This window comes from Sphingomonas sp. (assembly GCF_030145815.1).
Taxonomy (GTDB): Bacteria; Pseudomonadota; Alphaproteobacteria; order Sphingomonadales; family Sphingomonadaceae; genus Sphingomonas.
In genome coordinates this window covers 67372-88709 of the sequence record NZ_JAIXHL010000001.1, presented here as the reverse complement: position 1 = coordinate 88709, position 21338 = coordinate 67372, and the positions used below count along the sequence as shown (strand labels likewise).

General features: G+C 66.3%; 20 protein-coding genes. 11 read left to right on the top strand and 9 right to left on the bottom strand.

All coding sequences use genetic code 11. The features are described 5' to 3' along the window. Nucleotide 1 precedes the first annotated feature (1 nt). The gene (locus KYX69_RS00485; protein WP_300492569.1) at nucleotides 2-1222 is read right to left on the bottom strand and encodes an efflux RND transporter periplasmic adaptor subunit; all 1221 of its coding nucleotides are present in this window, start codon (nucleotides 1220-1222) and stop codon (nucleotides 2-4) included. Between the two features lie 232 nt (nucleotides 1223-1454). Between KYX69_RS00485 and KYX69_RS00480 the strand changes: the two genes are divergently transcribed. Both KYX69_RS00480 and KYX69_RS00475 read left to right on the top strand, forming a co-directional pair. Next, nucleotides 1455-1715 carry a GlsB/YeaQ/YmgE family stress response membrane protein gene (locus tag KYX69_RS00480; protein WP_294018209.1) on the top strand — a complete coding sequence of 87 codons (261 nt, stop codon included), beginning with the start codon at nucleotides 1455-1457 and terminating at the stop codon, nucleotides 1713-1715. 87 nt (nucleotides 1716-1802) lie between these two features. After that, nucleotides 1803-2513 carry an SIMPL domain-containing protein gene (locus tag KYX69_RS00475; RefSeq protein ID WP_300492568.1) on the top strand — a complete coding sequence of 237 codons (711 nt, stop codon included), beginning with the start codon at nucleotides 1803-1805 and terminating at the stop codon, nucleotides 2511-2513. A 57-nt stretch (nucleotides 2514-2570) separates the two neighbouring features. On the opposite strand, the gene KYX69_RS00470 is transcribed toward KYX69_RS00475, so the two are convergent. The 3 genes from KYX69_RS00470 to KYX69_RS00460 form a co-directional block, all read right to left on the bottom strand. Then, on the bottom strand, nucleotides 2571-2831 hold the full coding sequence (locus KYX69_RS00470; RefSeq protein ID WP_066658922.1) for a GlsB/YeaQ/YmgE family stress response membrane protein: 261 nt from the start codon (nucleotides 2829-2831) through the stop codon (nucleotides 2571-2573). Nucleotides 2832-2959: 128 nt separating this feature from the next. After that, nucleotides 2960-3259 (bottom strand): DUF1153 domain-containing protein, encoded by a 300-nt coding sequence (locus tag KYX69_RS00465; RefSeq protein ID WP_066658893.1) that lies wholly within the window; start codon nucleotides 3257-3259, stop codon nucleotides 2960-2962. Between the two features lie 100 nt (nucleotides 3260-3359). Next, a complete protein-coding gene (locus KYX69_RS00460; RefSeq protein ID WP_300492567.1) occupies nucleotides 3360-3584 on the bottom strand; it encodes a hypothetical protein in 225 nt (74 codons plus the stop codon). A 114-nt stretch (nucleotides 3585-3698) separates the two neighbouring features. On the opposite strand from KYX69_RS00460, the gene mnmA reads away from it, so the two are divergent. Next, nucleotides 3699-4808 carry a tRNA 2-thiouridine(34) synthase MnmA gene (mnmA, locus tag KYX69_RS00455; RefSeq protein ID WP_300492566.1) on the top strand — a complete coding sequence of 370 codons (1110 nt, stop codon included), beginning with the start codon at nucleotides 3699-3701 and terminating at the stop codon, nucleotides 4806-4808. Here the strand turns inward: mnmA and KYX69_RS00450 are convergent. Together KYX69_RS00450 and pdxH are read right to left on the bottom strand one after the other, a co-directional pair. Next, a complete protein-coding gene (locus tag KYX69_RS00450) occupies nucleotides 4805-5713 on the bottom strand; it encodes a cation diffusion facilitator family transporter (RefSeq protein WP_300492565.1) in 909 nt (302 codons plus the stop codon). The genes mnmA and KYX69_RS00450 overlap by 4 nt on opposite strands. Beyond that, the gene (pdxH, locus tag KYX69_RS00445; RefSeq protein ID WP_300492564.1) at nucleotides 5710-6288 is read right to left on the bottom strand and encodes a pyridoxamine 5'-phosphate oxidase; all 579 of its coding nucleotides are present in this window, start codon (nucleotides 6286-6288) and stop codon (nucleotides 5710-5712) included. Before pdxH ends, KYX69_RS00450 begins: the two co-directional genes overlap by 4 nt. Nucleotides 6289-6409: 121 nt before the next feature. Here pdxH and KYX69_RS00440 point away from each other — a divergent pair, with 121 nt between their 5' ends. The 8 genes from KYX69_RS00440 (at nucleotide 6410) to KYX69_RS00405 (ending at nucleotide 16799) form a co-directional block, all read left to right on the top strand. Continuing rightward, on the top strand, nucleotides 6410-7339 hold the full coding sequence (locus KYX69_RS00440) for a complex I NDUFA9 subunit family protein (protein ID WP_300492847.1): 930 nt from the start codon (nucleotides 6410-6412) through the stop codon (nucleotides 7337-7339). A 55-nt stretch (nucleotides 7340-7394) separates the two neighbouring features. Then, nucleotides 7395-8195, top strand: a complete 801-nt coding sequence (locus tag KYX69_RS00435) for an undecaprenyl-diphosphate phosphatase (protein WP_300492563.1) — start codon at nucleotides 7395-7397, stop codon at nucleotides 8193-8195. 141 nt (nucleotides 8196-8336) lie between these two features. Next, nucleotides 8337-9773 carry an NAD(P)-dependent oxidoreductase gene (locus tag KYX69_RS00430; RefSeq protein ID WP_300492562.1) on the top strand — a complete coding sequence of 479 codons (1437 nt, stop codon included), beginning with the start codon at nucleotides 8337-8339 and terminating at the stop codon, nucleotides 9771-9773. Then, complete coding sequence (locus KYX69_RS00425; protein WP_300492561.1) at nucleotides 9737-10477, top strand: hypothetical protein; 741 nt, start codon at nucleotides 9737-9739, stop codon at nucleotides 10475-10477. Before KYX69_RS00430 ends, KYX69_RS00425 begins: the two co-directional genes overlap by 37 nt. 3 nt (nucleotides 10478-10480) lie before the next feature. Beyond that, nucleotides 10481-14995 (top strand): glutamate synthase large subunit, encoded by a 4515-nt coding sequence (gltB, locus tag KYX69_RS00420; protein WP_300492560.1) that lies wholly within the window; start codon nucleotides 10481-10483, stop codon nucleotides 14993-14995. Further along, entirely contained in the window at nucleotides 14992-15348 is a 357-nt protein-coding gene (locus tag KYX69_RS00415) for a hypothetical protein (protein WP_300492559.1), read from the top strand. The genes gltB and KYX69_RS00415 overlap by 4 nt, the downstream gene beginning before the upstream one ends. An 84-nt stretch (nucleotides 15349-15432) precedes the next feature. Beyond that, complete coding sequence (locus KYX69_RS00410; RefSeq protein ID WP_300492558.1) at nucleotides 15433-16101, top strand: glutathione S-transferase family protein; 669 nt, start codon at nucleotides 15433-15435, stop codon at nucleotides 16099-16101. After that, a complete protein-coding gene (locus tag KYX69_RS00405; protein WP_300492557.1) occupies nucleotides 16098-16799 on the top strand; it encodes an SDR family NAD(P)-dependent oxidoreductase in 702 nt (233 codons plus the stop codon). Before KYX69_RS00410 ends, KYX69_RS00405 begins: the two co-directional genes overlap by 4 nt. Here KYX69_RS00405 and KYX69_RS00400 read toward each other — a convergent pair. From KYX69_RS00400 to KYX69_RS00390, 3 genes are all read right to left on the bottom strand, one after another. Next, on the bottom strand, nucleotides 16796-18901 hold the full coding sequence (locus KYX69_RS00400) for a transglycosylase domain-containing protein (protein WP_300492556.1): 2106 nt from the start codon (nucleotides 18899-18901) through the stop codon (nucleotides 16796-16798). The genes KYX69_RS00405 and KYX69_RS00400 overlap by 4 nt on opposite strands. A gap of 113 nt (nucleotides 18902-19014) precedes the next feature. Then, nucleotides 19015-20607 carry a serine hydrolase gene (locus KYX69_RS00395; RefSeq protein WP_300492555.1) on the bottom strand — a complete coding sequence of 531 codons (1593 nt, stop codon included), beginning with the start codon at nucleotides 20605-20607 and terminating at the stop codon, nucleotides 19015-19017. Nucleotides 20608-20750: 143 nt separating this feature from the next. After that, entirely contained in the window at nucleotides 20751-21317 is a 567-nt protein-coding gene (locus tag KYX69_RS00390; protein WP_066662179.1) for an HNH endonuclease, read from the bottom strand. Nucleotides 21318-21338 lie beyond the last annotated feature (21 nt).

Sequence of the window (21338 nt, the reverse complement as noted above, 5' to 3'; positions counted from 1 at the left end):
CTTAACGCTTCAGCGTGGTGAGGTTCGGCTTGACCTTCTGCCCCGGGTTGAGGAACGCGCCGGCGGTCAGCACCACCCGTTCGGTCCCGTCCAGTCCGCTGGTGATCGCGACCCCGGCATCCGACACGTCCCCGGTGGTCACGGCACGGCGCTCGGCCTCATCCTTGGCATTGAGGATGTACACGAAATTGCCCTTGGCGTCGCTCTGGATCGCCGACTGCGGCAACAGCGGCGCGACCGCACCGCCGGCGGTGATACGTGCGGAGGCAAAACCGCCCGGACGCAGCGCGCGATCGAACGAGAGCGCAACGCGCGCGATGCCCTGGCGCGTTTGCGGGTCGATGACCGGCGACACCTGCCATACTTCACCCACAAACACCCGATCCGTGCCGACCGGCGTCACTTCGGCGCGGGCGCCGACGGGGATACGCTGAAGATCGGCTTCGGCGAGCTGCGTGCGCAGCTCCATCTGGCCACCCTGGGCAACGCGGAACAGCGCGCCAGAGCCGGAGCTGATGATCTGACCCGGCTCGACCGCGCGGGTGAGGACCAGGCCGGCGGCGGGCGAACGGATGTCGAGGCGGCGGTTACGCGCCTGCGTTTCCGACAGCTGCGACTGGGCGACGCGCACGCGCGCGGCGGCGGCGTCGCGGGTCGCGGTCTTGCGGTCGATATCCGCCTTCGACACGAAGCCGCGCGCGAGCAGCTGCTGCGCGCGATCGAGCTCGGCCTGGGCGATGTTGAGATCGGCCTGCGCAACGCGGATGCTGGCGGCCTGCGACTGGGCGGTCTGGCTCTGGACCGAACGGTCGACGGTGGCGAGCACCTGCCCCGCATTCACCCAATCGCCCGGCTCGACCAGCACGCGCGTGACCATGCCGCCTTCACCGGCGACGCCGACCGGCATCTCCCGGCGCGCGGCGAGTGAGCCGGTGCCACTGATGACGCTGGCAATATCACTGCGGCCCGGAATGGCGACGGTGACGGTTGGCAGCTGGCGATCGCCGCCCTGCCCACCCTTGGCCGCGCCCGCAGCGCCCGCCTTGGCCGGTTCGGCTTTGTCAGCCGCCCCGCCTGACGCAAAGGCGAAATACGCCGCCACGATCACGACGAGCGCGATGACGCCCGCGATGATCCACCATTTGCGACGCGACCGCTTTTCGCCTTCACCCGCCAGAGCGAGCCGTTCTTCCCCACCAAACATCCGAGCCTCGTAATTCATGCGCGACCTCTTTTACCCCCGACCGACGGCCGGCGCGGGTCCTCCCCGTCGCACTGTATTATCTGAATAAGTCACTTGCCTCAAGGGCAGAGGTGCGCGGCAAATGCCCGTTTTGAGAAATCTGCGCAAGCGCAAGTGACGCGCAAATGGGGGTATTCAGCACCCCGAACATGGGGCAATCTCCGTCTGCTCCAGCCTGATCGGGGGACGGAGGCGACTACAGGAGGAAAGCATGCCCGAAGGAATTCTCGGTTGGATCCTGATCGGCCTGGTGGCCGGCGTCCTTGGCAAGCTCATCATGCCCGGCAAGGACCCGGGCGGTATCATCGTCACCATTCTGATCGGCATTGCCGGTGCGCTGCTCGCCGGATTCGTGGCGCCGTCGATCGGCGTCGACCTGACCAGCACACTCAACAGCTATATCGCCGCCACCGTCGGTGCCGTCGTGCTGCTGGCGCTCTACCGACTGGTCATGACGCGCCGCACGCGCTGAACGCATGCTGCAAGGGGCGTTCAGCCCCGGTTGTCCCGCCCTGCCCCATGCAGCGGCGGGACAATTTTTGCTGAGAGGCCGAACCACATGATCCGACTGCTGAGCGCCGCCGCCCTTGCCGCAACCGTGCCGCTCGCCGCCACTGCGCAGACCGCGCCGACCGCAACCATCAGCGAGGGCACTTTGCTCGACGTGATGGCGGAGGGGCGGGTCAATCGCGTTCCCGACATCGCGGTGATCCGCGCCGGCGTGGTCAGTCAGGGCGCGACCGCGGCCGAAGCGCTGTCGGCCAATGCGCGGCAGATGGCATCGGTGCTCACGGCACTGAAGGCAGCGGGCATCGCCGATCGCGACATCCAGACCGCGACCATCTCGCTCAGCCCGCAATATCGCTATGCCGAGAATCAACCGCCGGTCATCACCGGCTATCAGGCAAGCAACAGCGTCTCGGTGAAGTTTCGCGACATCGCACGCAGCGGCACGATCCTCGATACCTTGGTGAAGCAGGGCGCGAACCAGATCGACGGACCGAGCCTGACGATCGATGCGATCGATACCGCGATGGATGAAGCCCGCGTCGATGCGGTCAAGCGCGCCCGCGCCCGTGCCGCGCTCTACGCCGGTGCGCTCGGCATGAAGGTCGACCGTATCCTGATGGTCAGCGAAGGCAGCGACGGCGGCGCGCCCGGCCCAGTTCCGGGGTATATGGTCCGCGCTGAAGCCAAGGATTCGACCCAGATTGCGCCGGGCGAACAGCAGGTCAGCGCCAACGTCCGCGTCCGTTTCCTGCTCAAGTAAAGAAAAAGGGGCCGCCCCATCGGGACGGCCCCTTTTGATACTTGCGGGTAGCTAAATTCAGCGCACCGAGCCGCGACGCACCAGATTGACGATCGCGAGCAGAATGATCGCGCCGACCAGCGACGACACAAAGGTCATCACGGTGATCGCGCTGTTGATCGAGCCGCCGAACAGCAGGCCGCCGATGAATGCGCCGACGATGCCGACAACGATGTTGAGCAGAATGCCCTGCTGGGCGTCGGTGCGCATGACCAAGCTGGCGAGCCAGCCAACGACGCCGCCAATGACGAGCCAGACGATAAGGCCAACGAGATCCATGTCTTCCTCCACTGTGGTGTCCGCCGGTGGTGCGGACGATGTGAAGCGAAGACGCGCCGAGCCCGAAAATGGTTCCGCCCGCGTTTTGAGGCGCGGGCGGATGGGAGAGACGATGTTGCAGGAAACGCTCAGTATTTCTGCTGGCGCTCGTACAGAGACTTGTAGTGCTGGATCCGCGTCACGCGCAGGCCGGGCATGCCCGACCGGTCGATCGCGCGCTGCCATCCGGCGAATTCCTCGACCGTCAGGCCATAGCGCTCGCACACTTCGTCGATGCTGAGCAGGCCGCCATTGACCGCCGCAACGACCTCCGCCTTGCGCCGCACGACCCAGCGGGTCGTTTCGGGCGGCGGCAGCGAATCGAGTGTCAGTGGCTCACCGAGCGGACCGATCACTTTCGCTGGGCGGATCTTCTGGTTTTCAATCATTCCATACCTCGATCAGGGCGGGGGGTCCCCAACTGCGTCTGAAGCCCGTCATAACGTCCGCGGATTTCGCTTCGCCTAAACGGCACGGTAAACGGCGCCTTCATCGAACTTGCCACCGGGTTAGCGCGCGCTCGACCGCAAGGTTGAACGCGCCATGCGGCGGCGCGAGCAATCCGTGCGCGGGCGTTAGCCGATCGAGTCGAATCTGCAGGCGCGCGGTCCGGCTCGCCGACTGGCGCACTGCCGCTGCCGCGAGCAGCACGGCGACGGGCGCGGCGATGGGCGTCGCCGAGACGTCGCGGTCGAATCGGTAGCTCAGATCCACTGGAGCCTGCTGTCATCGGTCGAACTCATCCGACTCCGTTTAACCGCGAAGGCTGAAAGCTCGGTAAATACAGCAATTTTGCATCGCCCCCGTGAAACCCCTATGTGCGCGGCGATGTTCGCCGGAGATTTTCAGCTGACCGGGCCGCTCGCACAGCGGCGGATCGTCGTCGCCATGTCGGGCGGCGTCGACAGTTCGGTCGTGGCCGCGCTCGCGGCGCGCACCGGGGCGGAGACGATCGGCGTCACCCTGCAACTCTATGATCATGGCGAAGCAGTCGGTCGCGCGGGAAGCTGCTGCGCCGGGCGCGACATCCGCGATGCGCGCGCGGTGTGCGATCGCCTCGGCATCGCGCATTATGTGTTCGATCATGAAAGCAGCTTTCGCGAGACCGTGATCGACGATTTCGCCGACACCTATCTCGCCGGGCGCACGCCGATCCCGTGCGTCAAATGCAATATGGGGCCGAAATTCACCGACCTGTTCGCGCTCGCCCGCGATCTCGGTGCCGACTGCCTTGCGACCGGCCATTATGTGCAGCGGGTCGAAGGGCCGGAGGGGCCGGAGTTGCACAAGGGGGCCGATCCGGCGCGCGATCAGAGCTATTTCCTGTTCGCGACGACGGCCGCGCAGCTCGATTTCCTGCGCTTTCCCTTGGGCGGTCTGCCCAAGGCGCGGGTGCGTGAGATTGCGGCCGAGATTGGCCTTGGCGTGGCGGGCAAGCCCGATAGCCAGGACATCTGCTTCGTCCCCGATGGCGACTATGCCGGGCTGGTCAAGAAGCTGCGGCCCGAGGCCGATACGGCCGGGGCGATTGTCGATGAAGCGGGCAACAAGCTCGGCGAGCATAGGGGCCTGATCCACTTCACCGTCGGCCAGCGCCGTGGGCTGGAGATCGGCGGGAGCCCTGAGCCACTCTATGTGTTGCGACTCGATCCCGCCACGCGCGACGTGGTGGTCGGCCCCAAGTCCGCACTGGCGGTCAGCGCCGCGCGGATCGAGGGGCTGAACTGGATCGGCGGGAGTCATAAAGGCCCGCTGACTGCCAAGGTCCGGTCGATGGCGCGCCCGGTGCCCGCGCGGCTCGATGGCGACCGGGTGGTGTTCGACGCGCCCGAATATGGCGTCGCGCCGGGGCAGGCGGCGGTGTTCTATGCGGGCGAGCGCGTCCTCGGCGGCGGCTGGATCACGGAGACCGAACGCGCGGAGCTGGTCGCAGCCTAACCCTTCAGCTCGTTCGCTTCGCGCAGCGGATCGCCGGGGTTATCGACCTGGCCCTCCGGATCGACGTGGATCAGGATTTCGGTGCCGGGAAATTCGGCTTCGAGCCGCGCCTCGAGCGCCTCGACCACGTCATGCGCCTGTGCAACGCTCATCGTGGCGGGGACATGGATATGGAATTGCGCGAAATCCTGCGATCCGCTGGTGCGGGTGCGCAGGTCGTGGAGGCTTTCAAAGCCGGGGATCGCGGCGGCGCAGGCGATGAAGGCGCGGCGTTTCTCCTCCGGCCATTCGCGGTCCATCAGCTGCCCGATCGCATCGATCGCCGCGTGCCACGCGCCCCACAGCAGCCAGAGTGCAATGCCGATCCCGAATACCGGGTCCGCGCCGCGCAGATGGAGGATCGACTCGAGCACGAGCGCGGCAATCACGCCGGAATTGAGCAGCAGGTCAGACTGGTAATGCAGCCGGTCGGTGCGGATCGCGATTGATCCACTCGCGGCGATGGCGCGCGCCTGATAGCCGGTGAGCAACAGGGTGACGCCGATCGCGATGACCGATACGACGATCCCCGCTTCGGGGTCGGCGGCAACTTCACCGCTCGCGAGTCGCTCGATCGCGCGGACCGCAATGAAGGTGGCGGAGGCGGAGATCAGCACGACCTGGAACAGCGCGGCCAGCGCCTCGGCCTTGCCATGACCGAAGCGGTGATTGGCATCGGCCGGCTGCGCGGCGATGCGCACCCCGGCCAGCGTCACCAGCGATGCGATCAGATCGAGCACCGAATCCGAGAGGCTCGCCAGCATCGCCACCGACCCGGTGGTCCATGCCGCATACGCCTTGAGCCCGCCCAACAGCAGCGCCGCGATGACGCTGGCAATCGCCGCCCGGGTCGGGGTCGCGCTCATGGGTAGAGCATGCCTTCGTCCCAGCCGTCGCCGTTGCGGGTGAACACGCGGCGCTCGTGCAGCCGGTGTTCGCGGTCGAGCCAGAATTCGATCCGCTCCGGTGCGACGCGATAGCCGCCCCAATGCGGCGGGCGCGGCACGTCTCCGCCGTCGAACCGCGCCTGCATCGCAGCAAAGCGTGCTTCGAAGGTCGCACGGTCGGCTAGCGGGCGCGACTGGTCGCTGGCCCAGGCGCCGAGTTGCGAGTCGCGGCTGCGCGTCGCGAAATAGGCGTCGGATTCGGCGTCGGTGACGCGCGTCACAGGCCCCTCGATGCGGATCTGGCGGCGCAGCGATTTCCAGTGGAACAGCAATGCCGCGCGGGGCATGGCTTCCAGTTCAGCCGCTTTGCGCCCTTCGCGGTTGGTATAGAAGGTGAAGCCTTCGGGGCCGTGCCCTTTGAGCAGCACCATCCGCACCGATGGCTGGCCGTCGGCGCTCACCGTCGCTAGCGCCATCGCGTTGGAATCGTTGATCTCGGTCGTGCGCGCCTCGCGGTACCAGGCGTCGAACAGGGCAAAGGGATCGTCGGTCATGCTCCCGCCATAGACCCTTGGCGCAGCAAGCGGGAGGGGGCACGGCGATCCCGGCATTGCCCTTTGACGGATCGCGCGGCATGGGGAGCGCAGGCTTTTGGTCAAATTGTTCGAGGACGCGATGAAGGACAAGCTGGTGACGTTGATCGGCGGCGGCGGTTTCGCCGGACGCTATATCGCGCAAAGCCTGCTCAAGGCCGGGGCGCGGGTGCGGATCGCGCAGCGCGATCCCCGCTCGGCGTGGTTCCTGAAGCCGCTGGGCGGCCTTGGCCAGACGCAGTTCGTTGCCGCCGATGTGACCCGCCCCGACAGTCTGGCGCGCGCGGTCGACGGGTCGGATGCGGTGGTCAATCTGGTCGGCGTGTTCGGGAACCGCATGGACGCGGTCAACGCACGCGGATCGGGCAACGCTGCCAAGGCTGCGGCTGAAGCTGGCGCTACCAATTTTGTGCAGATGTCCGCGATCGGCGCCGATAGCGACTCGCCCTCGGCTTATGGCCGGTCGAAGGGCGATGGCGAGGCGGCGGTGCGCGCCGCCTTCCCGTCCGCCACGATCCTGCGCCCCAGCCTGATGTTCGGGCGCGAGGATCAGTTCGTGAACCGCTTCGCCGCGCTCGCGGCGTCGCTCCCGGTCGTGCCGGTGCTCAAGGGCGGGACCAAGATCCAGCCGGTCTGGGTCGCCGATGTCGCGCAGGCGGTGACCCGCGCGATTGCCGAGCCCGCGCGCTATGCCGGCCAGACGATCGAGCTGGGCGGGCCGGACGTCATGACCTTTACCCAGTTCCACCACTGGCTGCTCGGCGCGATCGGGCGCGACAAGCCGGTGGTCGAGTTGCCCGACTTCGCCGGTGCTGCGCTCGCCTCGCTCGGTTTCCTGCCCGGTGCCCCGATCAGCTGGGACCAGTGGCTGATGCTGCAGCAGGACAATGTCGCATCGGGCGAAGGCCTTGCCGCGTTCGACATCGCGCCGACCCCGCTGGGCGCGGTCGCGCCGCATTGGCTGGTCCAGTATCGCAAGCATGGCCGGTTCGCCGACGCGCGCCACGCCTAACCGCCAGTTCCGGCACAGATGAACGGCCGGGCACGCCCGGCAGGGGGAGCGCGCCGTGGGCGACATCGCGATCTACATCATCCTCGGCATTATCGAGGGGTTGACCGAATTCCTGCCCGTGTCATCGACCGGGCATCTGATCCTGGCGGGCGAGCTGCTCGGCTTTACCGGCGAGGGATCGGTGGCGTTCAAGGTCGCGATCCAGCTCGGCGCGATCCTGGCGGTGCTGGTCGCCTATTGGCGGCGCTTCTGGGGCATCGGCATGGGGCTGATGCGCGGCGAGCGCGAGGCGATCTGGTTCACGCGCAACATCCTGATCGGATTTCTGCCCGCGATGCTGATCGGTGCGGTCGCCTATGAGGGGATCCGGGCGCTGATCCAGTCGCCGATGACCGTCGCAGTCGCGCTGATCGTCGGGGGCATCGCGATTCTTGTGATCGAGCGGATGGTCAAGGTGGTGAAGGTCGAGCGGGTCGAGACGATGCCGCTGCCCACTGCGGTTGCGATCGGGCTGGTTCAGTGCATCGCGATGATCCCGGGCGTCAGCCGCTCGGGCGCGACGATCATGGGCGCGCTGCTGATGGGCGTGGAGCGCAAGACGGCGGCCGAGTTCAGCTTCTTCCTCGCCGTACCGACCATGGCGGGGGCGACGGCTTATTCGCTCTACAAGGATCGCGATCTGCTGAACGCCGACGACCTGGGCGGGATCGCGATAGGACTTGGCGTGTCGTTCATCGTCGCATTGCTGGTGGTGAAGGCGTTTGTGAAGATCGTCGGGCGCTTCGGCTTTGCGCCGTTCGCCTGGTACCGAATCGCGCTTGGCGCGGTCGCGATCCTGCTCCTTTCGCTGAGGTAGGGCCGATACGGACCTATCATTGAAATGAAATTACACGATTTCGCGAAATGATCGAAGACCGGCGAGCAATTAGGTAAGTACCGCTGCCCTATATCGCCATTTTTGCGTGACTCGGTAACAAACTTCTGTCATCCGCGGCGCATGGGCAAGGATGTGATGCTTCAATTCGTCGATCGTGCGCAGGCGTTTCCGCCCAAGCGCGATCCGGACCTGCGCGCGCAGGATTTTCGCGAGATCGCGGAGCGCTATGCGCCCCCGAGCGCGGAGGATCAGGCCGGGCGCTGCTCGCAATGCGGTGTGCCCTACTGCACGGTGCATTGCCCGTTGCACAACCACATCCCCGACTGGCTGCGCCTGACCGCCGAGGGGCGGCTGCGCGAAGCCTATGAGCTGTCCAACAGCACCTCGACCATGCCCGAGATTTGCGGCCGCATCTGTCCGCAGGACCGGCTGTGCGAGGGGAATTGCGTCATCGAATCCTCGGGCCATGGCACGGTCACGATCGGGTCGGTCGAAAAGTTCATCACCGACACCGCCTGGGAGGAAGGCTGGGTGGAGCCGCTGCAGCCCGGCCCGGCACGCGGCCAGTCGGTCGGCGTGATCGGCGCGGGTCCGGCAGGACTGACCGCGGCGGAATATCTGCGCGTGCTGGGCTATGACGTCCATGTCTATGACCGCCACGACCGCGCTGGCGGGCTGCTGACCTATGGCATCCCCGGCTTCAAGCTGGAAAAGCATGTCGTCACGCGCCGCACCGACCGACTGGCGGCGGGCGGAATCGTGTTCCACCTTGGCTTCGATGTCGGCAAGGACGCGACGCTGGAGCAGCTCCGCCACAAGCATGACGCGATCCTGATCGCGACGGGCGTGTACAAGCCGCGCGCGATCAAGGCGCCGGGCGTCGGCGCGAACGGCGTGGTCGATGCGCTCGACTATCTGATCGCGTCGAACCGCAAGAGCTTCGGCGACAGCGTCCCGGCGTTCGAGGATGGCAGCCTCAACGCCGCGGGCAAGAATGTCGTGGTGATCGGCGGCGGCGACACCGCGATGGACTGTGTCCGCACTGCGGTCCGTCAGGGGGCAGCATCGGTGAAGTGCCTCTATCGCCGCGACCGCGCCAACATGCCGGGCAGCCAGCGCGAGACCGCCAATGCTGAGGAGGAAGGCGTCGAGTTCGTCTGGCTCTCCGCCCCAGAAGCGTTCGAGGGCGGCGATCAGGTGACGGCGGTCAAGGCAGTCGGGATGCGCCTAGGCGCCCCCGACGCCAGCGGCCGCCGCGCGCCCGAACCCGATCCCGACGCGAAGTTCGACGTCCCCGCCGATCTGGTGATCAAGGCGCTCGGCTTCGACCCCGAGGACCTGCCTGTACTCTTCAACGCGCCCGAACTGGGCGTCACCCGCTGGGGCACCGTCCGCACCGATGCGCGCACGATGATGAGCAACCTCGACGGCGTCTTCGCCGCCGGCGACATCGTCAAGGGCGCGAGCCTGGTGGTGCAGGCAATCCGCGACGGCCGCGATGTGAGCGAGCGGATGCATGCGTGGCTGAAGGCGAAGGCACGGAAGGTGGCGGCGTGATGCGCCTGCTCGTCTTGATGGCGGCGCTGCTAGTCTCCTCTGCGCCGATGGCCCTCGCAGCACCACAAGCTGCCACCACGGATACTGTGGTCAGCCCCGAATATGAGCCGCTTCTGACATTGATGTCACCCGTAAGACTGCTCGCGCAATCAATCGCGGTCGGGATGAATCAGCAATGGCGACAGCGGCTCCACGACGATGCGGAACTTGTCGCGTTGAACAGTAAGTATCCCGGCCTTTTCGACGCAATGGTTCGGACCGGGATTGAAGCAAGTGTTGCCAGTCTCCGCGATTACGAACCGGCGCTCCGACGCCGTTCTTTTGAGGCTCTCAGCAAGAATTTCTCGAAGGAAGAGATCGCGGCGCTTTCATATGTGTTTTCGCCGATGGCATCCGCGCTTCAAAAGTCCGATGCCGACCTCGTCGTTCGCATCATGGCGGGAAAACCCTTTCCACAAAGCGATGAAGAAAGATCGGTGGCTTCGGAAGTCGATCGGCGCGGTGCGAAGATCCCAACACGCTTAGGTGGCATGACATTGGCGGCTCGGTTTCTTGCGCTGGGTCAAGAGATGAGCCCCGACAATTCGCGGATCGCACAAGCGGCTACCGCAGCCGCTCTTAATAGCGCCAAGCGCGCAGGTAATGAGTTCATCCGCAAAGCAGGCGGCAGCGAAGTGCCGTTTTCCGAGCGGGTTGGAGAGTAAGACATGACCACCGAAACCCAACGCGAACGCCTTGCCCGTGAAGGCATGTACCGCCCCGAATTCGAAGGCGATGCCTGTGGCGTCGGCATGGTCGCGGCGATCGATGGACAGCCGTCGCGCCGCGTGGTGCAGGGTGCGATCGATGCGTTGAAGGCGGTTTGGCATCGTGGCGCGGTCGATGCCGATGGCAAGACCGGCGACGGCGCCGGACTGCATGTCGACCTGCCGCTGCGCTTCTTTGACGATGCGGTCCTCGCCAGCGGGCATCGCGTGTTGCCCAACCGGCTGGCGGTCGGAATGATCTTCATGCCGCGCGTCGATCTGGGCGCGCAGGAGGCGTGCCGCACGATCGTCGAAAGCGTGCTGATCGACGCGGGCTACACCATCTATGGCTGGCGGCAGGTGCCGGTCGATGTTTCGGTCATCGGGCAAAAAGCGCAGGCGACCCGGCCCGAGATCGAGCAGATCATGATCGCCGGGCCTATGCCCGACGAACAGAGCGCGGCGGAGTTCGAGAAGAACCTCTACCTCGTCCGCCGGCGCATCGAAAAGCGGATCATCGCCGCGCAGATCAGCGGCTTTTACATCTGCTCGCTGTCGTGCCGCTCGATCATCTACAAGGGGCTGTTCCTCGCGGAATCGCTGTCGGAATTCTATCCCGACCTGCGCGACGAACGCTTCGTCAGCCGCGTCGCGATCTTTCACCAGCGTTATTCGACCAACACCTTCCCGCAATGGTGGCTGGCCCAGCCGTTCCGCTGCCTCGCCCATAATGGCGAGATCAACACGATCCGCGGCAACAAGAACTGGATGCTGAGCCACGAGATCAAGATGGCGGCGACCGCGTTCGGCGAGCATTCGGAGGATATCAAGCCGGTGATCCCGGCGGGCGCGTCCGACACCGCAGCACTCGACGCGGTGTTCGAGGCGATCTGTCGCTCCGGCCGTGACGCGCCGACCGCCAAGCTGATGCTGGTGCCCGAGGCGTGGCAGGCGATCGACGCGATGCCCGACAAGCATCTGGCGATGTACAAATATCTCGCCAGCGTGATGGAGCCGTGGGACGGCCCGGCGGCGCTCGCGATGACCGATGGCCGCTGGGCCGTGGCCGGCGTCGACCGCAACGCGCTGCGCCCGCTGCGCTATACCCGCACGTCGGACGGGCTGCTGGTCGTCGGCTCGGAGACCGGGATGGTCCAGATCCCCGAAGCAACCGTGGTCGCCAAGGGACGGTTGGGGCCGGGCCAGATGATCGCGGTCGATCTGGACGAAGGCCGCTTCTACACCGATGGCGAGGTGAAGGACCGCATCGCCGGGGAATATGATTACGCGTCGATGATCGGCGAGTTCATGGGGATCGACGACCTGCCCGCAGCGGCGGACGCGGCACCGGCCTGGACCCGCGCCGAACTGACCCGCCGCCAGGTTGCGGCCGGGCAGACGCTGGAGGACATGGAGCTGATCCTGTCGCCGATGGTGACCGACGCCAAGGAGGCGGTCGGGTCGATGGGCGACGACACGCCGCTGGCGGTGATCAGCGACAAGCCGCGGCTGATCAGCCAGTTCTTCCGCCAGAATTTCAGCCAGGTCACCAACCCGCCGATCGACAGTCTGCGCGAACGGCACGTGATGTCGCTCAAGACGCGCTTCGGTAACCTCGCCAACATCCTCGACACCGCGGAGACCGCGAACAAGGTGCTGGTGCTTGAAAGCCCGGTGCTGACCAATGGCGATTGGGCGCGATTGAAGGGCTATTTCGGCGCGCAGGCGGCGGAGATCGATTACAGTTTCCCCGCCGGTGGCGGACCGGAAACGCTGCGCGCGGCCATCGCCGACATCCGGCTGCAGGCCGAACAGGCCGTGCGCGCGGGCAAGACCGAGATTTTCCTGACCGACGAGAATGTCGGGCCCGACCGCATTGCGATCGCCGGGGTGCTGGCCGCGGCCGCGGTGCACACGCACCTCGTCCGCAAGGGGCTGCGTTCCTACGCCAGCGTCAACATCCGCACCGCCGAATGCCTAGATACGCATTATTATGCGGTGCTGATCGGCGTCGGCGCGACCACGGTGAACGCCTATCTGGCCGAAGCGGCGATTGCCGATCGCCATGCGCGCGGCCTGTTCGGCGACCTGTCGTTCGACCAGTGCCTGAAGAACCATCGCAAGGCGATCGACGAAGGCCTGCTCAAGATCATGTCGAAGATGGGGATCGCGGTGATCTCCAGCTATCGTGGCGGCTATAATTTCGAGGCGGTCGGGCTCAGCCGCGCGCTGGTCAATGACTTCTTCCCCGGCATGCCCGCGAAGATTTCGGGCGAAGGCTATGCCTCGCTGCACCTCAACGCGACGATGCGCCATGACGCCGCCTATGACAGCGCGGTCGCGACGCTGCCAATCGGTGGATTCTATCGCCAGCGCCATGGCGGCGAGACGCATGCGTACAGTGCGCAGCTGATGCACACGTTGCAGACCGCGGTCGCGACCGACAGCTATTCAACCTATCTGCAATTTTCGCGCGGGGTGCGCGATCTGCCGCCGGTTTACCTGCGCGACCTGCTGGAATTCAACTTCCCGACCGAGGGCGTCGCGATCGATCAGGTCGAGGCGATCACCGAAATCCGCAAGCGCTTCGTGACGCCGGGCATGTCGTTGGGCGCGCTGTCGCCCGAGGCGCATGAGACGCTGGCGATCGCAATGAACCGCATCGGTGCGAAAGCGGTGTCGGGCGAGGGGGGCGAGGATTCGGTTCGCTACAAGCCCTACGCCAATGGCGATAACGCCAACAGCTCGATCAAGCAGATCGCGTCCGGTCGCTTTGGCGTCACCGCCGAATATCTCGGCGCGTGCGAGGAAGTGGAGATCAAGGTCGCACAGGGCGCCAAGCCCGGTGAGGGCGGGCAGCTGCCCGGGTTCAAGGTGACCGAGTTCATCGCGCGGCTGCGCCATTCGACGCCGGGGGTGACGCTGATCTCACCCCCGCCGCACCACGACATCTATTCGATCGAGGATCTGGCACAGCTCATCTACGACCTCAAGCAGATCAACCCGCGCGCGCGGGTCTGCGTCAAGCTGGTCAGCAGCGCGGGCATCGGCACGGTCGCGGCGGGCGTTGCCAAGGCGCATGCTGACGTCATCCTCGTCGCCGGCCATGTCGGCGGCACCGGCGCGTCGCCGCAGACGTCGGTGAAATATGCCGGCACGCCGTGGGAAATGGGGCTGTCGGAGGTCAACCAGACGCTGACCCTCAACGGCCTGCGCGGCCGGGTGAAGCTGCGCACCGATGGCGGCCTCAAGACCGGGCGCGACATCGTCATCGCCGCGATCCTGGGTGCCGAGGAATTCGGCATCGGCACGCTCAGCCTCGTCGCGATGGGCTGCATCATGGTGCGCCAGTGCCACAGCAACACCTGCCCGGTCGGCGTGTGCACGCAGGACGAGCGGCTGCGCCAGAAGTTCACCGGATCGCCGGAAAAGGTCATCAACCTGATGACCTTCATCGCCGAGGAGGTGCGCGAAATCCTCGCCAAGCTCGGCTGCAAGAGCCTGGACGAGGTGATCGGGCGCACCGAACTGCTGCGGCAGGTCAGCCGCGGTGCCGAGCATCTCGACGATCTCGACTTGAACCCCATCCTCGCCAAGGTGGATGTGGATGAGAGCGAGCGCCGCTTCAGCCTGTCGACCTGGCGCAACGCGGTGCCCGACAGTCTCGACGCCCAGATCATCGCCGACGCGAAGGCGGTGTTCGAGCGCGGCGAGAAGATGCAGCTCGCCTACAACGTCCGCAACACCCACCGCGCGGTCGGCACGCGGCTGTCGAGCGAGATCACCAAGACCTTCGGCATGTCGAAGCTCAACGACGGCCATGTCCAGATCCGACTGCGCGGATCGGCCGGCCAGTCGCTCGGCGCATTCCTGTGCAAGGGCGTGACGCTAGAAGTGTTCGGCGACGCCAACGATTATGTCGGCAAGGGCCTGTCAGGCGGCACCATCGTCGTGCGCCCGCTGGTCAGCTCGCCGCTCGCCAGCCAGGACAATACAATCATCGGTAACACCGTGCTCTACGGCGCGACCACCGGCCGGTTGTTCGCGGCTGGCCAAGCGGGCGAGCGCTTCGCTGTGCGCAATTCGGGCGCGCAGGTGGTGGTCGAGGGCTGTGGCGCCAATGGCTGCGAATATATGACCGGCGGCGTCGCGGTGGTGTTGGGTGAGGTCGGCGCAAACTTCGGCGCAGGCATGACCGGCGGCATGGCGTTCATCTATGACGAAAGCGGCACGTTCGACGCACGCGCCAATGGCGAGAGCATCGTGTGGCAGCGGCTGTCGTCGCTGCATTGGGAAGCGGTGCTCAAGAATCTGGTCACCGACCATGCCGAGGCGACCGACAGCAAATGGTCGCGCGGCCTGATCGAGGATTGGGACCGGGTGCGCGGGCATTTCTGGCAGGTGGTACCGAAGGAAATGCTGACGCGGCTGGCGCATCCGCTGGATGACAGCATGGAGATGGTCGCGGCGGAGTGAGCGATTGGATGTTTCTGTCGCGGCGAGACATCCCGGGGGCTGTTGCCTGCGTCGCGCTGGTCGCAGGCTTCAGCTGGTTTGCCTGGACGAAACTTCCCGACCGGGACTCCCCGATCAGCCGGACTGAAGCGACTGTCATTTCCATCCGCCACTATTTCCCGGCCGGCAAGAGCGGGGCGCAGGCGTCCGTGTCGCTGGTCATGCGCCGTGACAGCGGCGGCGAGGTTGGTATCGACCGACCGATGCGATGCCTGCCACCGGTGCAGGAGGGCGACCGAGTGAAGCTGGTCGGTGTGCAGCGAAAAGCCGGCGGAACGAGATGGAGCATCGTTGGAGAGCCGTGCCCAACATAGCAGGTTTGGCTAGCGCATAGAAAATCGGCGGCAGCACCCGAGCCCGCTTGCCGCCCCCCGCCCCGCGCGCCTATGCCGGTCGGCATGTGGCAGCTTTATCAATTCCCCCTGTGCCCTTTCTCGCGCAAGGTGCGGCTCGTCCTGGGTGAGAAGGGCGTCGGCTATGAGCCCGTGCGCGAATCGCCGTGGCAGCGGCGCGACGAATTTCTCGACATGAACCCGGCCGGGCAGACCCCGGTGATGGCGGACGATCGCGGCGTCGTGCTGATCGATTCGGTCGCGATCTGCGAGTTTTTCGAGGAAACGGTGAGCAAGGCTGCTCTGCTCAACGGTAGCGCCGCCGACCGCGCAGAGATTCGGCGCCTCGTCAGCTGGTTCGACAACCAGTTCTTCCGCGACATTACCGGCCCGTTGCTCAACGAGCGCATGATCAAGCGCATCGTCCAGCGTGCGACGCCCGACAGCGGAGCGCTGCGCGAAGCGATGAAGGCCGCGGTCGCGCATCTCGACTATATCGATTTCCTGCTCGACCACCGCACCTGGCTGGGCGGCGCGACGATGAGTCTCGCCGATCTGGCGGCTGCCGCTCAGATCAGTGTCGCCGACTATCTCGGCGGGATCGACTGGAAGAGCCATGAGCAGGCCAAGCGCTGGTATGTCGGCATGAAGAGCCGCCCAAGCTTCCGCCCGCTGCTTGCCGAGCGGATGGAGGGGATCAACCCACCGGCGGATTACGAAAAGCTCGACCTGTGAGCGCGGGGTGCGCCGTGGTCATCGGCGCGAGCGGCGGGATCGGCGGCGCGTTCGCGGATGCGCTGGATGAGGAAGGGACCCATGCCAAGGTCTGGCGTTTCGGGCGGTCACTGGCCGGGGACGCGCATCTCGACCTGACCGATGAGGCGAGTATCGCCGCCGCCGCCGCGCGGGTCGCATCCGGGCCGCCACTGTCGCTGGTGTTCGTCGCCACCGGCATCTTGGGCGAGGGCGAGCGCGGGCCGGAAAAAGCGCTGCGCGACCTCGACCCCGACTGGCTGGCGCGCGTGTTCGCGATCAACACGATCGGCCCTGCGCTGGTTGCCAAGCATTTCCTGCCGCTGCTGCCGCGCACCGGCACGCCTGTGTTCGCTGCGCTGTCCGCGCGGGTGGGGAGCATCAGCGACAATCGGCTGGGCGGTTGGCACGGCTATCGCGCGTCCAAGGCGGCGCTGAACATGCTGATCCGCAACTTCGCGATTGACGCCGCGCGGCGCAACGACCGGTCCATCGTGGTCGCGCTGCACCCGGGGACTGTCGATACGCGCCTGTCGGAGCCATTTCGCGGCACGGTCGCACCGGGCAAGCTGTTCGACCCCGAACGCGCCGCGTTGCAACTGCTGGATGTCATCGAGGGGCTGAAGCCAGTCGACAGCGGGAAGTGCTTCGCGTGGGACGGGGTCGAGATTCCCGCCTAGAACTCGTCTTCGGGGGCCGGCTCACGGCGCGCGCGATCGCGCGGTTCGTCGACGAACTCATCCTCGGCCGGTCCGTCGCGGCGCGTCCGGGTAACTTCGATGCTGCCGTCGCGGTTGACGCGGACGCCGAGGTCGCGGTCACCGAAGCTGCCTTCGAACTCGACGCCATCGTCGATGAAGTTTTCCGGGTCCTCGACCAGCACATCGCCGACATTTTCCACCACCGGCTCGGGCCGCGGCAGCGCGGCGACGCCCAGAGCCTGGCTCATGAAATCGCGCCACACCCGCGCCGGCGCGCCGCCGCCCGCCAGCCCGGCATTGGGGCTGTTGTCGTCATTGCCCATCCACACGCCGGTGATGATCCCGTCGGCATAGCCAAGGAACAGCGCGTCGCGATTGTCCTGGGTCGTTCCGGTCTTGCCGAACGTGTCAATAGCAAGGGCAGCGGAACGTCCCGTGCCACCCGAAACGGTTGCCGCCAGCAGCTCGCGCATCCCGTCCAGCTCACGCCGTGACAGCGAACGCACCGATCCGGTCAGTCGCGCCGCCCAGCCGGGTTCGTCCGAGTCCGCCAGGCCGCGCGGGCGGACCGGAGTGGTCCCGCTGGCGATCGCGGCATAGGCGGCGGTCAGCTCAAGCAGCGACACGCTCGACGTACCGAGTGCGATCGACGCCTCGTTCGGGATCGGGCTGGTGATACCCAGATCGCGCGCAGCCTGGATCACCGCTGGCACGCCGACCCGCTGAGTCAGTCGCGCGGCGGCGACGTTGCTCGACCGTGCGAACGCCTCCCGCAGCGTGATCGGCCCGCGATAGCGCCCGTCGCTGTTCTTCGGGCTCCAGTCGCCGATCGTGACCGGTTCGTCCTGCACGATCGAATCCGGGGTCATGCCGGAGCGCAGGGCAGCGAGATAGACGAACAGTTTGAAGGTCGATCCCGGCTGGCGCTGTGCCTGGGTTGCGCGGTTGAAGGGCGAAGCGGCGTAATTCTTGCCGCCGACCATCGCGATCACGCGGCCATCGGGGCGCATTGCAACGATCGCGACCTGTGCCTTGCGCAGCGCGGCGTTGCGCACGGCACGTTCGGCGGCGCGTTGCATCCGCGTTTCGAGCGTGGTGGTCACAGTCTGGTTGGTCGCGATCTCGCCCGATCGGTCGCGTGCCTGCGGCAACACCCAATCGGCGAAATAGGTGCCGCTGGGCAGCGTCTCGACCTTGGACAGGCGCAGCCGGGCGGGGCGGATTGCCTTTGCCTCCGCCTCGGTCAGGAAGCCGGCGTCGACCATGGTCTGCACCACCACCGCCTGGCGCTCGCGCGCGCCCGACAGGTTGCTCGACGGGGCGAGGCGCGAGGGTGCCTTGACCAGCCCGGCCAGCATCGCCGCCTGGGCTGTGGTCAGATCCGTCGCCGGGCGGCTGAAATAGTGCCGTGCGGCGGCGTCGAGGCCGTACTGATTGTCGCCGAAATAGACGTTGGACAGATAGCGCGACAGGATCTCATTCTTGGTCAGCCACGCTTCCAGCCAGAAGGCGATCAGCACCTCCTGAAACTTTCGTCCGAAGGTGCGATCGGAGCTGAGAAAGGCGTTCTTGGCCAGCTGTTGGGTGATCGTGCTGCCACCCTGGCGACCATTGTCGGTGAACATGTTGTTGACGAAGGCGCGCAAAATGCCGCGCGGATCCACGCCCCAATGCGACTGAAAGCGCCGGTCCTCGACCGCCACGAATGCCTGGACCACATGTTCGGGCAGCTGCGACGCATCGACCGGCTTGCCCACCACCGCACCGGTCCGCGCAATCGGCGTTCCCTCTGCCGAGAGCAAGGTGATCGAAGGGGGCACCGGCGGTTCGAGCGACTTGGACAGCGGCGCGGTCCACACCAGCCACGCCACCGCCGCGAGAAACAGCAGGATTAGCACTGCCAGCACGCGCGGCACCCACCGCCATTTCCGACGCCGCACGATGACCGGCAGGTTGACCGTATAGTCGCCGAGCGGAGGCCCCGCGCCGCCGCTGGCTCCGGCCGGCTGGGGCTGAGCCACAGGACCGCGCGCGTCGGGGATTTCGGGATAGAGTGTGTCGTATCGCATGGAGCCGGACACTGTATTATGCTCGTATAACAGTTTGAGCAAGGGGCACGGGGCGCGGGGCGGCGCACGCATCAAACGCTCCGCCGTGCATCGCCTGTTGCCAGCCTGTCATCGCGTCACGCGCCTCACGCCACCGGCACGAACGCCAGGTGGTGATAGTCATAGCTGAAATCGGCGAGCGGGGAGAGCGCCTTCATCGTCACCCCGGTGACCTTGCCGTCCGCGATCGTAAAGGTGACCACCGCGTCCTCGCCCTTGCCCGGCGTCATCCGCGTGCGGAACGCGTCCTTGCCCCATGGATCGAGCCGGCTGGCGAATTGCGGATGCGGCACGAAGTCGATCGACAGCGCGTCGCCGCGCGCCTTGACCACGATGTCGCCATACCATGGATCACGATAGCGCCCGGCATAGGCAGCGAGCGGCAGACTCGGCCCGCCCTCGGGACGTTTGGCGTCGCCATCGCCCAGCGCGGCGACGGCATTTTCGGTCGCCAGCTTGTTACGCGCGACATAATTGGCGACCCAGTCATAGGCGGGCATGCCGAGCAGATGGTCAAGCAGCGCGTTGCGGATGCCGCCCGATACGCTGTCCTCGGTATTGCTCAGCACCGCGACGCCGATGCCGGCCGACGGGATCAGCGCGGTCTGGGTCACTTGGCCCGACAGCCCGCCCGAATGGCTGATCAGCCGGCGGCCACGATAATCCTGGACGAACCAGCCGAGCGCATAGCCCTGCATGATCGACCGCACCGGGTTAAGGTCGGTCGGCCCGTCACTCGACGCGACCACCACCTGCGGGCTCCACATCGCGGCGGCGCTGTCGGCGCTCCACAGGCGCTTGCCGTTGGGCAGCGCGCCCAGCGCCAGCTGAACCTCCAGCCATTTGGCAACGTCGGCGATGCTCGCATTGATCCCGGCCCCGGCATCGACCACCGGGGATTCATCGGGTTCGATGACCTGCATCGGCCCGACGCCGCGCACCGGCGGCCCCAGCCGCGCATGGCGCCCCGCGGCATTGCTGGTCTTGAGCAGCTCCAACGACGGCACCGCATCGGCCATGCCGAGCGGTTCGAGCATCCGCGTGCGGACAAAGTCGCGCCAGCTCATCCCGGACTTGGCCTCGATCAGCGCGCCCGCGACGATGTAGAGGATGTTGTCGTAATCATAGCCGCCGCGGAACGGGCGCACCGGTTGCAGGAATTGCAGCGCACGCACCGCGTCCTGCACCGTCCGGTTCGACTTGGGGAAGTAGAGCAGGTCGCCCGCACCGAGCGGGAGGCCCGAGCGGTGGACGAGCAGGTCGCGGACGTTGAACAGGCTGGTGACCGTCGGGTCGGCCATCTTGAATTCGGGCATATGCTGCGTCAGCCGGTCGTCCCAGCCGAGCTTCCCCTCCTCGACCAGCATCGCGAGCGCGGCGGCGGTGAACGCCTTGCTGTTCGACGCGATGCCGAAGCGGGTGTGGACATCGACCGGAGCCGCCATGCCCATGGTGCGCACGCCATAGCCCTTGAGCCATGCCGGCTGTCCCTTGCGCACGATCGCCACGGCGATGCCCGGCGTTTCAAAGGCGCGCATGAAGTTCGCGACGATCGGGTCGACCGCAGCATCGAGCGGTGCGGGCGCGGCCTGCTGGGCCCAGGCGGGAAGTGCAAGGCTTGCCGCACCGCCAACTCCAAGTACCAGCGCCGTGCGCCGATCGACCGTCAGTCCCGTCATTCCGCTTCACCCTTGTTCGTCACCCCTGCCTTGTGCCGGGGTCCACTCAGCCGCGCGCGCATCGCAAGAGCCTGGAAGACCGACCTTGCCGCGCAGTGGACCCCGGAACAAGTCCGGGGTGACGATGATATGGTGGGGAAGGGCTAAGCCTCCAGCTCGACGTCCCAGTAGAGCCAGTCGCGCCAGGTATCGTGGAGGTAATTGGGCGGGAAGCGGCGGCCATGTTCCTGCAGCTGCCAGCTGGTCGGGCGGATCGGCGGCATGAACAGCGGCATCGCCGCCTGTTTCGGCGTGCGCCCGCCCTTCTTCAGATTGCACGGCGCACAGGCGGTCGCGACATTCTCCCATGTCGTGCGCCCGCCCTGCGCGCGCGGGATGACATGGTCGAAGGTCAGGTCGCGGTGGCTGCCGCAATATTGGCATTCGAACTTGTCGCGCAGGAACAGATTGAAGCGCGTGAAGGCGGGGAATTGCGACGGCCGCACATATTGCTTGAGCGCGATCACGCTCGGCAGCTTGATCGACGCGGTCGGGCTGCGCACCTCGCGCTCATAATGGCTGACGATATCGACGCGGTCGAGGAACACCGCCTTGATCGCGGTCTGCCACGGCCACACGCTCAGCGGATAATAAGACAAAGGCGTGTAGTCGGCATTGAGCACGAGCGCCGGGCACCCTTCCGGATGTCGGATCAGATCGGGATGGTACATGGTCCCCCTCTCTCGCCGCGC